At 48.1% G+C, this 12,611-nt stretch carries 10 protein-coding genes; 8 read left to right on the forward strand and 2 right to left on the reverse strand.

The genetic code is table 11. The features are described from left to right. The first annotated feature begins 36 nt into the window (after positions 1 to 36). Positions 37 to 1,305 carry a M18 family aminopeptidase gene (locus tag IKG78_RS14525; RefSeq protein ID WP_290944771.1) on the forward strand — a complete coding sequence of 423 codons (1,269 nt, stop codon included), beginning with the start codon at positions 37 to 39 and terminating at the stop codon, positions 1,303 to 1,305. 381 nt (positions 1,306 to 1,686) lie between these two features. Here the strand turns inward: IKG78_RS14525 and IKG78_RS14530 are convergent, their stop codons facing one another. After that, on the reverse strand, positions 1,687 to 2,751 hold the full coding sequence (locus tag IKG78_RS14530) for an acyltransferase family protein (RefSeq protein ID WP_290944773.1): 1,065 nt from the start codon (positions 2,749 to 2,751) through the stop codon (positions 1,687 to 1,689). 368 nt (positions 2,752 to 3,119) lie between these two features. On the opposite strand from IKG78_RS14530, the gene IKG78_RS14535 reads away from it, so the two are divergent. The 5 genes from IKG78_RS14535 (at position 3,120) to IKG78_RS14555 (ending at position 9,417) form a co-directional block, all read left to right on the forward strand. Then, positions 3,120 to 3,533 (forward strand): GtrA family protein, encoded by a 414-nt coding sequence (locus IKG78_RS14535; protein WP_290944881.1) that lies wholly within the window; start codon positions 3,120 to 3,122, stop codon positions 3,531 to 3,533. A 24-nt stretch (positions 3,534 to 3,557) separates the two neighbouring features. Then, entirely contained in the window at positions 3,558 to 5,216 is a 1,659-nt protein-coding gene (locus IKG78_RS14540) for an NAD(P)/FAD-dependent oxidoreductase (RefSeq protein ID WP_290944775.1), read from the forward strand. After that, on the forward strand, positions 5,216 to 6,949 hold the full coding sequence (locus tag IKG78_RS14545) for a glycosyltransferase family 39 protein (RefSeq protein WP_290944776.1): 1,734 nt from the start codon (positions 5,216 to 5,218) through the stop codon (positions 6,947 to 6,949). Before IKG78_RS14540 ends, IKG78_RS14545 begins: the two co-directional genes overlap by 1 nt. Position 6,950: 1 nt before the next feature. After that, positions 6,951 to 8,693: an NPCBM/NEW2 domain-containing protein gene (locus IKG78_RS14550; protein WP_290944777.1), complete on the forward strand. Its 1,743-nt coding sequence runs from the start codon at positions 6,951 to 6,953 to the stop codon at positions 8,691 to 8,693. A gap of 64 nt (positions 8,694 to 8,757) precedes the next feature. Next, positions 8,758 to 9,417, forward strand: a complete 660-nt coding sequence (locus tag IKG78_RS14555; protein WP_290944778.1) for a fibrobacter succinogenes major paralogous domain-containing protein — start codon at positions 8,758 to 8,760, stop codon at positions 9,415 to 9,417. 8 nt (positions 9,418 to 9,425) lie between these two features. On the opposite strand, the gene IKG78_RS14560 is transcribed toward IKG78_RS14555, so the two are convergent. Next, the gene (locus IKG78_RS14560) at positions 9,426 to 9,848 is read right to left on the reverse strand and encodes an Rrf2 family transcriptional regulator (protein WP_290944779.1); all 423 of its coding nucleotides are present in this window, start codon (positions 9,846 to 9,848) and stop codon (positions 9,426 to 9,428) included. A gap of 246 nt (positions 9,849 to 10,094) precedes the next feature. Here IKG78_RS14560 and IKG78_RS14565 point away from each other — a divergent pair, with 246 nt between their 5' ends. Both IKG78_RS14565 and gltA read left to right on the forward strand, forming a co-directional pair. After that, positions 10,095 to 10,982 carry a sulfide/dihydroorotate dehydrogenase-like FAD/NAD-binding protein gene (locus tag IKG78_RS14565; RefSeq protein ID WP_290944780.1) on the forward strand — a complete coding sequence of 296 codons (888 nt, stop codon included), beginning with the start codon at positions 10,095 to 10,097 and terminating at the stop codon, positions 10,980 to 10,982. Continuing rightward, positions 10,982 to 12,481, forward strand: coding sequence for an NADPH-dependent glutamate synthase (gene gltA, locus IKG78_RS14570; protein ID WP_290944781.1), 1,500 nt, complete (start codon positions 10,982 to 10,984; stop codon positions 12,479 to 12,481). Before IKG78_RS14565 ends, gltA begins: the two co-directional genes overlap by 1 nt. Positions 12,482 to 12,611: the final 130 nt, after the last annotated feature.

Consider the following 12,611-nt stretch of genomic DNA (forward strand, 5'->3'; position numbering starts at 1 on the left):
GTCAAAAAGAAAAAAATTGAAAAAATTTGAGGAAATATGGATTTTTTTGAGTTTTTGAATACCGCAGTGACTCCATATCACACGGTAGAGTGCCTAAAATCACATTTTGAAGCGAATTCTTTTGCAAATTTTGAGTCGGATGTTGAGTTTGGAAAGGCTTATTTCGTAACTCGTGGAGCTTCACTCATTGCGTTCCGCGTACCTCGAAAGTGGGACGTGTCCTCGCGGTTCAGAATCGCTCTTGCGCATACGGATTTTCCGACCCTCAAGATTTCGCCGAACCCAGATTGCTTTTCGGCGGGCGTATGCACGCTCCATACGGAGGTCTATGGTTCTCCGCTTTATACGAGCTGGTTGGACCGTGACCTTGGCTATGCGGGGATGCTTGCTTATGTGGAGGGTGCGGATGGAGCGACGCTTAAAACGAGGTTGTTCCGTGGTGAGAAACTTTTCAGGATTCCGCAGCTGGCTGTTCATTTGAACCGCAATGTGAACCAGGACGGACTTAAACTGAATCCGCAAATAGATTTCAATGCATTGTGGTGTGGCGCACAAGGAAATGAAAAGAATTTGTTTGTAGCTGCGCTTGAAAAAGAACTCCCTGCGGGGGCACGGCTGGTTGATTTTGATGCCCAGCTTTTTGATGCACAGCCGGCAAATCAAGGCGGTATTAACGATGAATGGGTTTATTCGGGAAGGCTCGATAATTTGAGCAGCTGCCATGCGATAGCAGAGGCGATTGCCTCGGCGGAATCGAATGAAAGGGATTGCCTTGTCGCTTGTTTCTTCAACAACGAAGAAGTGGGTTCTACAACTCGCGAAGGTGCCGCCGGCAACTTCTTGAAAAGCGTCTTGGATGAAATTTTTGCAAGAATAACCCATAGCTCAAAGCGAGCCTGCGAGCGACCCCATACCTCATACCTAGCGGAGTCCATTGCACTATCCATTGACATGGCCCATGCGGAACATCCGAACCATACGGAAAAGCATGAACCGAATCATGCTCCGCTTTTGGGTAAAGGAATAGTGCTGAAGACAAACGCTCAGAAACGATATGCGAGCGACTTGATGAGTTCTGCCAAGCTCCGCTTGCTTTGTGAACAAGCGAAAATTCCGCTTCAAGTTTTCATTACGCGTAACGACATGCCATGCGGCTCGACGGTCGGTCCGACGGTTTCTGCAAATCTTGGAATCCCGACGGTCGATATCGGAGAGCCCATGCTCAGCATGCACAGCATCCGCGAGATGATGGCCGCAAGCGACCACGCGGATATGATAAAGCTGTTGCAGACGTTCTATCGTTAGGGTTTAGGTGTTAGGTATTAGGTGAAAAATCGCGGCTCCGCCACCGCTGATGCTGTCACCCCGGCCGTGCCGGGGCCAGTATTGTATCTGCGATAAGAACCGTGTAAGGAGATCCCGGAATAAATCCGGGATGACTGCGTGAAAGAAACTGTCATTCTCCGCTAGGAGATCTCATACAGTACTTATTGCAGATACGATTCTCCATGCGTTTCTCTAGCCACTACTCTCTCGTCTTTGGACACTCGCTTCGCTCTTGTCCCAACCTTTCGGCTCGGCCATGCCCTTAGCTCAGTCATCCTCGACCGTCAGGGAGGGGATCCATGCAGTACTTATTGCAGATACGGTTCTCCATGCGCTTCTCTAACCACTAATCACTGTTTACTAACCACTATTATGTCTATACATCCCTGCCAAGGGCTGATTTACGATTCCGCTTAATGGAGAATATTTTATAATAAAATAAATTGGTGTAATCAGCGCAATTGTAAATAAAGTCATTGTTGCGTTGAAAAGTATATATTGCAGGTCGCTTACCGGCAATAAATAAACCTTAGCCCACCATTCCGGGCATACTTTGAATCGAAATAGCGGGAACGCGAGCACTTGATGGAATGCCAAAAGAGTCAAATTTATTTCAACGGGCTTTGCTAAAACTGGGTTCGTGATTCCACGACAGATGAGGATAAATCCGAGAGAGCCCATGACTGCATTGGGTAGCGTAAGGTAATAGGGAAGGTAATAGCGTGAGAACATTTCCAAGTGGCGACGTGAGTCTTCGTAACTGTATTGACTTATAAAGTAAGTGGCAACCATCAAGGCGATTCCAATTAGGATTGCTCGCCACCGTACTTTTGTAAGAAAGGTGTAGATGCCCGAAAGTTTTTGATGGTGGAATGCGAATCCTATATAAGTGAAAATCGTTCCGAATAGGGCGGCATCGAAGTTCCAAACTAAAGCGACATTGTGGAACTGGTTGAAAATAATTCCGATACCCAAAAGTAAAAGTGACAAGACTCCCATAAGCCAGAGCCTGCCCTTTGCTAACCGGTGAAATCCAAAGAGAATAATATCCGTAAAGAACAAAGCCGGCAAAAACCAGATGGCGAATAGCCGGACTTGGTTGATGACATTTGCTATCCCAATCAAAACGAAATGGTCTGCAATGGGATTGTTGAATAGCCACTTGATGAACAAATCGAAGAGAACGCAAATAATTCCAAGCCCGAACATCGGAATGATGTACCGCTGGAGTTTTTTCACAAGGAACTCGCCGAACTTCTGATTCTCGATTTTTAATGTCATTCCGTTCAGAATGAAAAAAACGGGCAAGTGGAAGGCGAATGCAAAAGCGACAAAATTGCTTTCCTTGACTCCGTGCGTAAACACGACTAGAATCATGGCTAGGAACTTGGCGACATCGATGTATTCAATTCTTTTAGGCTTCATATTCGAATGATTATGTTTATTTTCGCAAAAATAGAATTTTTATTTTGGATTCTTTGCCATAAAACCAGCAACCGACAACCAATAACTAATGACCATTGACTAACAACCAATGACTATTGACCAACGACCAATGACTAAAATCTTCTTTGTTCTTAAATAAACTGATAAACTAAAATCTATCGCTTGCAGAACCTTTTTGTTTGGATTTGTTTACGTAACGGATGCTATAAAATACATTACGTGTTATATGCAACGTATGCGATGAAAGAATAATCCTGTTTTTGCTTGTGAAGCGTTTTTTAACGTCAAGATTTATTATTATTACGTTCATGCAAAAAGAGAGTTTTATTGAAACGCTTCGGCGGAAAATGCCCCGAGGCTCGCTGAGAGGGCAACTGGTTCGGTACCTGGTAACGGGTGGACTTGCCTTTGCGGTAGATTATGGTTTATTTGTGCTTTGTTATGATAAGTTTGGGTGGCATTATTTGCTGGCGAATCTTGTAGGGCTTGTGGCGGGGCTTGTGATTAATTACATCATGAGTATCGTTTGGGTTTTTTCAGAATGCAAGCGTGTTCTTGAAAATAAAAAGACGGCGGAATTTGGCGTTTTTGCCATTGTCGGGATTGCTGGCGTTGGCCTCAATCAGTTGCTCATGTATTTGATGGTCGGGAATCTCGACTGGAATGCAAAAGTATCGAAGATTGTGGCTGCGGCCTTGGTACTGATGTGGAATTTTGGAGCTCGAAAGCTGATGCTTTTTCGGGAACGGAAAAATGCTTAGGAATTTTGTGATAGGAAGGATAAAATGACTACAGAGAAAGCTTTTAAGAAAGTTGCTGTGATTGCGGGTGCTGGCCCTGCGGGTCTTACTGCTGCACTTGAACTTTTGCGTACGACAGATGTGAAGCCTGTTATTTTTGAAGCGGAAGATGTGATTGGCGGTATCTCGCGGACTGCTCGTTACAACGGAAACCGCATGGACATTGGCGGCCACCGTTTCTTTAGTAAGAGCGATACTGTAATGGATTGGTGGCAAGGGATTTTGCCGCTCCAAGGTGTAGCGAGCAAGGACGATATCGCGATTGGGCGTTCCGTACCGCTTACGGAGGGCGGTCCTGATCCTGAGAAGACGGATTATGTGATGCTTTGCCGCAGCCGCCTTTCGCGAATTCTCTTTTTGCGTAAGTTGTTTGATTACCCGATCGCTTTGAATGGCGATACGATTCGCAACTTGGGTCTTTTACGCATGATGAAGATTGGGTTTAGCTATCTCAAGGTTCAGTTGCTCCCGGCCCGCAAAGAGAATAGTCTTGAAGATTTCATGATCAACCGTTTTGGCGTGGAACTTTACCGCACGTTCTTCCGCGACTACACCGAGAAGGTGTGGGGCGTGCCGTGCAGCAAGATTAGCCCCGACTGGGGTGGTCAGCGTATCAAAGGCCTTTCGATTACGAAGACCGTGATTCATGCGGTGAAGCAATTTTTTGCTGGCAAGAAAAAGGCTGCAGATGGAGCCGATGGATCTTCGGCGAATACAGATATCCGCCAGAAGGATACGGAGACTAGTCTTATCGGTCAGTTCCTTTACCCGAAATTCGGCCCCGGCCAGCTGTGGGAAACGGTTGCTGAAAAAGTGCAAGAAATGGGCGGCCAAATCCGCATGAACGCAAAGGTTGTAGGTGTGAACCGCGATGAGTCCGGAAGCCGCGTCTTGAGCGTCGTTGTCGAGAAGCGTTCTGCGGAAGGTGTCGTTGTACGCGAAACGTTCCCTTGCGATTACTTCCTTTCGACAATGCCGGTCAAAGAACTTGTCTCCGCAATGGACAACGATAGAACTCCTGTACCCGCCGAAGTGCGCCGCGTTTCTGACGGTCTTGTCTATCGCGATTTCATTACTGTGGGGCTGCTTTTGGATAAACTTGAAATCAAGAATCCGGCAAAACCGGGCACGCCCGAAAGCAAGCTCAAGTTTGTGGCCGACAACTGGATTTACGTGCAGGAATCCGACGTGAAACTTGGCCGCATTCAGATATTCAACAACTGGAGCCCGTATCTTGTGTCTGATCCTGAAAAAGTATGGATTGGCCTTGAATACTTTGCGACGGAAGGCGATGATATGTGGAGCATGCCCGACGCTGATTTCATCAAGTTTGCCATCGAAGAACTTGACAAGATTGACGTGGCAAGGCCTGAGTCTGTTCGCGATTCCGTGGTGTTCCACATCAAAAAGGCTTATCCGGCTTACTTCGGCACTTACGGCGAATTTGACAAAGTTCGTGGCTACCTCGATCCGATTGAAAACTTGTTCCTCATGGGCCGCAATGGCATGCACAAGTACAACAACATGGACCACAGCATGCTCGCCGCGATGGAAGTCGTCAAGTGCATCCGCGACGGTAGCAGCGACAAAACCGCGCTTTGGAACGTGAATAGCGAAGAGGAATACCACGAAGGTAAAAAGTAATGCGTAAATTCGTCAAGCGGGAACTCCCTTTAATTTTGGGGATGGCTCTTTTTGTCATCCTCTCGTATGCGTTTAGTCCAGAAATCAAAAATGTTGTCTTGCATAGGCAAGGGACGGATTCGGCGACATCTCTGCCGGTAAGCGTCCCGATGGAAACGGGAGAAATTTTTTCTGTAGAAATGGATGTTTCCGCTGGCTTTGCAAGTGATTTTTATTTGGATATTCATCCAGATGATTGCGTTACAAACCTTGTTGTCAATGACGTAAAATTCCCGTTTGAGCGTTACCCCGGTTATTGTAGCTGGAACCAGGGCTTTATTTTAAACAAAGCAGAAATCGTAAAGAATCTGGGCAAGGATGTTTCGGATTTGCATATTAAGATGTCGCTTAGGAATGGTGGCGGCCTTGGTGGCCTTACTGCGGTTATCAATGGTGGCGGTTCTTGGCTAGGCTTTTTCTCGGTGATGTTCTTCTTGCTGCTTGGAGCTTTGATTTTTTCGATTGGAGCCCGTCTTAAACTAAAACGCAGCTTGCTTCTCGTTTTCTTCATAGGGCTTCTTTTGCGTGTGGGCTACACTAGCGAAACGTTCTATGACCAGCGTGGTCACGATGTGGGCGGCCATGTGCATTACATGAAAATCATCGCTGAGCAAAATCGCATTCCCGCATCGGATGAATGCTGGACTTGTTACCATCCGCCGGTTTATTTTGTTATGAGTGCCGGTGTGTGGAAAATGTCGAACCTCATGAATTGCTCGCCGCAGAATGCTGTCAAGTGGTTTGATTTCCTTATCTCGCTTGTTGCACTCGGCTTTGGACTTGCGTGCCTTAAAAATGTATTGAGTGGAGGGCCGCTTCTCGCCGCATCTCTCTTGTGGAGCGTTTGGCCGAGCTTTGTTTTAGCGTCTCCGCGGCTAGGGAACGACATTCTCTTTTATGCGATGCATGCGGTCGCGTTGTGGGGCTGCCTCAAGTACATCCGCACGAATTACGGGAAGTATTTTATTGTTGCTGTAGTAGCGTCGTTTATCGCTTATTGGACGAAATCGACTGCTGTCGTGACGTTTGGCGTCTTGGGACTTACGGCGTTGCTTATGCTTTGCAGAAATCCGCGTACCTGGAGCCGCTCGGAACGTGTTGGCGCAGGGCTCTTTGTTGCGTCGGCCATTGCTGTAGCGTGTGTTGCGTTGTCGCATGCAGTCGTCGGAAATGCAAGCGGTAATGATAGTACAGTACTTATCCGCAATGCTCCCGGAAACTTCTTGTTCTTTGACTTGAAAACTTTCATGACGCAACCTTATACAGATCCGTGGCACGATGAGCTTGGCCGCCAGTTCTTCTGGAATTACCTTGCAAAAACTTCGCTGTTCGGTGAATTTAAGTTGTTGACAACGCCCAAGGGGCTTTGGCTTGCTTCCATTATAAACATTTGCTTTATCGCTTTACTTTGCTTCGGCCTTCGCGGACTCTGGAAATCCCGCTGGGATAAAGTCCAGGTGGTGATTGCGGCCCAGGCGTTCCTTTTCTTTGCAGCGATGATTACGCTCCGCTTGAAATACCCGTTCTCTTGCAGCAACGATTTCCGCTACATTGTGCCCGTACTTTTGAGTTGCTTGCCGTGGGTGGGCATGGGCTTTTGCGGCTATGGCGCGTCACGAAAACTTAAAGTTTGCGGCTGGAGTGCCGTTTTGATTTTTGCCGTTTGCAGTTCCATTTTACTGATGAGTCTATAGCATGTTTATGTACAAGTACCGAAATAACTTGAAATTGTTCATCTTTTGGGGCGTGATTTGCTTGCTTGCAAATGTTATTTGTACCGCGGCAATTTCTTACGACGGCGACCAAGGCTATTGGGCGGGCTGGGTCCAGCAATTGATGGATAGAGGCTTTGGCGGCTTTGACGGAAACTATCCGCCGCTTTATGTTTTGTGGCTTTGGGTCGTCGCCAAAGTGCATTCGCTGTTCGGTGTCGCTGTCGGTAAAACGTTCTTTTTGAAATTTATTTGCCTTTGGCCGATATTTTTCTCGCATTTGTTTCTTGTGGATTGGCTTTGCCGCATTGCAGAAAAGTTCAATTACCCGCAGTGGAAAAAACACTTGCTGTTGGCCTTTATTGCCTTGAATCCGGCGTTGCTGTTGGATGGCCCTGTTTGGGGGCAAGTGGACTTGTTCCCGGTTGTGATTGCCTCTCTTGCGATTTATTGCATTAGTCGTCCGCGTTATATATACCTTGCGTCTATGTTGTATGTGCTTGCGCTTTTGTCGAAGTTTCAGATGATTGCGTTCTTGCCCATCTTTGGCGGCCTCTTTATCCGCAATTGGAGAACTTCTTGGAAAGGCCTCCCGCTTGCCGTCGTTGGGGCTGCCCTCGTGTTCTTGCCGTTTATCGTTGGCGGAAATTTATTGCCGATGTTAAACAGGGCTTACGTGATGACGATGAGCCAGTATGCGTATGCAACATATAATGCCGCCAATATTTGGATTCTGCTGGCCGGAAATGTCGCTCCGGACAACGTTCCTATCTGGGGCGTGAGTGCGGATGGTCTCGGCTTTTTGCTGAAGCCGATTGTCCTTGGAAAAATCCTCTTTGTTATCATCTCTGTTTTTGCTTTGGTGAAATCTATTCTATGCAAAAACGTTCGAACGGCGTTTGCACTTTGTTCGTTAAACGGTCTTGCGTTTTTCGTGTTGTTGCCGGGAATGCATGAACGCTATTTGTTGTACGCCGTTCCTATGGCTCTTTGCTGGATTATGTGGGATATGCGTCGCGGAGGAATCCCGAGCTTGCTTATTACGATTGTGGCCGCGTTGAACGTGAACCTCATCAATTCGTTCCGTGGCCCTGATGTATGGGTGATCGTTTCTGTGATGGGGTGTGTTGCACTTGTATTTTCGATTTTTGTCATTGCAACTCCTAAAGTTGCGAATAAAATAGTTTCTTGCTTGAAAAATGTGGTATTCCCTTCTTGGATGCCTTATGCATTGCTTTCTGCAATTGTCTTGATTGAAGGCGGGTTACTTGCTTACCGAAGTCGCCCCGTTCTTGTGCCTACAGGCGACAACATTGTCCTCTTGACGGATTTGAAATGGATAAAGTCAGAACAAAGTTATAAAGTCCCGAAGAAAAATAAGTCTGTAGATGACCATGAATTGACTGCCGGAAATAGAATCTATAGATATGGTATTGGCGCTCATGCTGAATCTGATATTGTCATGGAACTTCCAGAAAATGCCGATTCGTTGTTTGTAAGAGCGGGAATCGATGCTGAATGTTATGACGAAGGAAGTGCGATATTTATTATTAAGGTTGATGGAAAGCATGTGTGGCGAAGCTCCATTTTACGAGGACGAGGCAATGTGGAATTTGCAAATATTCCTTTGCAGGGAGCGTCAAAACTGGAACTCATGACAGACCCGAACGGCCCCAATAATTGCGACCATACCGATTGGCTGAACGGTTATATTAAATTGCGATAAATTTGGTGTAGCGGAGGGACTTGTGAGGTTTTGTTATCTTTAAACCCAAAAAGAGGAGGGTTATATGAATCGTTTCTTTTGGTTTTCTGCAATTGCTTTGATGCTTGCTGCTTGCGGTGATGATGACAATTCGGTTGCTCCTTCGACCGAATCGTCTTCTTCAGTGAAATCATCTTCTTCAGTGAAGTCGAGTTCTTCGAGTGTAACGATTGGTTCCATGACTGATTCACGCGACGGTCAAACTTATAAGACTGTGGTGATTAACAATCAGGTGTGGATGGCGGAGAATTTCAAATACGAATCTGAATATTATTCTTGTTACAGCAATAATGATAGCCTTTGTTCAAAGTACGGTGGCCTCTATACGTGGAGAGGTGCTAAAACAGATTGCCCGGAAGGTTGGCACTTGCCGGATAAGGATGAATTTCGATGGATGATTGGCAAAGCTGGCGGACAAACGATGGCGGGTAAAATGCTTAAATCGAAAGATGGCTGGAATGATGATGGCAATGGTAGTGATACTTACGGCTTTTCGGTGTTGCCAGCCGGTTACATGGAGGTTACGGGAGGTTTTCGCCTGTTGGGTCGCACTGCCTGCTTTTGGACTTCTACGCAGTACGATGACAACTATGCTTATTATATAGAGTTTGACAAATCTGACGGTGCGAAATTGTCTATCCGGGAAATAGGAATGTCTTGTTCAGTTCGCTGTGTAAAAGATTGACTTGGTCACTAAGAGTTTTTTGGGGGGGCTTTGCTGACTAACTGCTTGATGGTGATCCCTGAGAAGTAATCCTTGATGATTTTGGCAAAGTCTTTCCACATTGGGAGTGTCGGGCAAATGTCCGCTCGGTCGCAGCCGTTCTTGTCGTTATCGACGCATTCTACGGGAGTCATCGCAGTTTCGATGGCATTCAGGATTTCCCAGACAGTGAGTTCTGATGCCGGTTTCGTGAGTTTGTAGCCGCCGCCCTTGCCGCGTGCGCCATCGAGAATGTTGTTCTTGACGAGAGTTCCGAGAATGGCTTCGAGATATTTTTCGGACAATCCTTGGTGTGTCGCTAGTTCGTGCAACGGGTGAAAATCCGTTTCTCCGTTTTTTGCCATGTCGATAAGGACACGGATCGCGTAACGCCCTTTTGTGGATACTCTCATTGTTTCAAATGACTCCTTTATTGTTGAAATATACATTATTATTGATAAAACCTATAACAATACTTGGCTGTCTCGTTTACTTTTTGTGGTAACATCGTCATCTTGACCCTGCCTTCGTCGTCATCTTGACCCTGTAGGGGGAAAGATCCAGTCAATTTATTAGCTCGGAATGACATGCAATAAAGAGCTCTTTACATACATTTATACTATCAGTGGTCAAAAAAAATTTCTATATTGCCACGCATTATGGCAAAGATTCTCTTTAAAAAACAGTTATCTCCCGCGGTATTCCAATTCCGCGTCCACGCCCCGCTGATCGCGCAAGAACGTAAGGCAGGACAATTTATCATCCTCCAGACGAACAAGGACAACGGTGAACGCGTTCCGCTCACTATTGCCGATGCCGATACTGAAGAAGGTTCTATCACCCTCATTTTCCAGACGGTTGGCAAGACGACGACCGAACTTTCCAAGTTCGAAGTCGGTGACGATATCCCGGTCTTGGTTGGCCCGCTCGGTTCTCCGACCCATATCGACAACTTTGGTCACGTGGTCTGCGTTTGCGGTGGTGTCGGTATTGCCCCGATGCACCCGATTGTCCAGGCCCTCAAGGCTGCTGGCAACAAGGTGACTATCATCATGGGTGCCCGTAACGAAAGCCTCTTCCTCATGAAGGAAGAAATGACGGCTCTCGCCGACAACATCATTTTCATGACCGACGACGGTTCTTATGGCCGCAAGGGTCTCGTGACTGAACCGCTTAAGGAACTTTGCGAAGACACCAAGGGCAAGCCGGACATGGTCATCGCTATCGGTCCTCCGATCATGATGAAGTTCTGCGCCCTCACCACCAAGCCGTATGGCGTGAAGACTGTCGTTAGCCTCAACAGCATCATGGTCGATGGTACTGGCATGTGCGGTGGTTGCCGCGTCACTATCGGTGGCAAGACGAAGTTCGTCTGCGTCGATGGTCCGGAATTCGACGGCCACGAAGTCGACTGGAACAACATGCTCCAGCGTATGGGCGCTTTCAAGCCCCAGGAACAGGAAGCCATGCACCGCTTCGGTGCAAATGACGGCCACAAGTGCAACATTGATAAGATGGCCGATGCCAAGGCTAAGGAGAGCAAATAATGTCTGAACATATGACTCGCGAACAGTTGGACGCCGCCGCCAAGGTGGAACTTGAAAAGATTAAGGCTCTTCCGCAGCCGCTCAAGCCGAAGGACAAGACAGCTATCCCGGCTCAGCCGATGCCGCAGCTCGAACCGAGCTACCGCGCACGCGTGATGGAAGAAGTGGCTCAGGGTTATACCGAAGCTCAGGCTATCGTCGAAGCAAACCGCTGCCTCGCTTGTAAGAAGCCGTTCTGCGTCGAAAGCTGCCCCGTGCACATCGACATTCCGGCATTCATCGCAAAGATTGCCGAAGGCGACTTCAAGGCCGCTATCGCAAAGATTAAGGAAACGAGCTTGCTCCCGGCAATCTGCGGCCGCGTTTGCCCGCAGGAACGCCAGTGCCAGATGAACTGCACGATGGGCAAGATGCACAAGGATGTGAACCAGGCTGTCGCAATCGGTCGCTTGGAACGCTTTGCTGCCGACTACGAACGCAACAACGGTGGCGCTTCCGTTCCGGCTGTTAAGCCTGCAACGGGCAAGAAGGTGGCTGTGATCGGTTCTGGTCCTGCCGGCTTGGTTGTCGCTGCTGACGTCCGCCGCGAAGGCCACGACGTGACCATCTTCGAAGCTTTCCACAAGCTCGGTGGCGTGGTCCGCTATGGTATTCCTGAATTCCGTCTTCCGAAGAAGATTGTCGATAAGGAAATTGAATCTCTCGCCGCTATGGGCGTGAAGTTCGAAACGAACTTTGTGATTGGCCGTACCCGCAAGCTCAAGGACCTCATCGAAAAGGATGGCTTTGACGCTGTGTTCGTCGGTACCGGTGCCGGTCTTCCGTTGTTCATGAACATCGAAGGCGAAAACCTCGTCGGCGTGTTCGCTGCTAACGAATACCTCACCCGTGCAAACCTCATGCGCGCCTACGACAAGGAACATGCCGATACCCCGATGTGGCCCGGTAAGAACGTGGTCGTTCTCGGTGGTGGTAACGTCGCTATGGACGCTGCCCGTATGGCTCTCCGCCTCGGTGCAGAAAAGGTCCGCATCATTTACCGTCGTAGCATGAACGAACTTCCGGCCCGTAAGGAAGAAGTTCTCCATGCTCAGGAAGAAGGTGTCGAATTCTGCATCTTGCAGAACCCGGCCAAGATTCTTGGCGACGAAGCCGGTCACGTCCGTGGCATGCTCGTCGACAAGTACGAACTCGGCGAACCCGATGAAAAGGGCCGTCCGCGTCCGGTCAAGGTCGAAGGTGTAAGCTTCGAAATCGAATGCGACACCGTGCTCGTTGCTATCGGTAACGGTTCCAACCCGCTTATCAGCAACACCACTCCGGAACTCTCCGTGGACAAGAAGGGTCACATCCTTCTCGAAGATGCAACCGCCAACAAGACTTTCATGGAAAAGGTCTATGCAGGTGGCGACATCGTGCTCGGCGCTGCAACCGTGATCCTCGCCATGGGCGAAGGGCGCCGCGCTGCAGCTGGTATCAACGAGTTCTTGAAAAAGTAATTCTTGCTTGGACTGTCATTCCGGCCTCCGTGCCGGAATCGCCTTACGCATTTTAAAAGAGGATGGCTTCGGCCATCCTTTTTTGCGTTGTCACCCCGGACTCTGTTCCGGGGTCGCCTTTAACCCCGTT

The organism is Fibrobacter sp. (assembly GCF_017545445.1).
In the GTDB taxonomy this organism is placed as follows: Bacteria; Fibrobacterota; Fibrobacteria; order Fibrobacterales; family Fibrobacteraceae; genus Fibrobacter.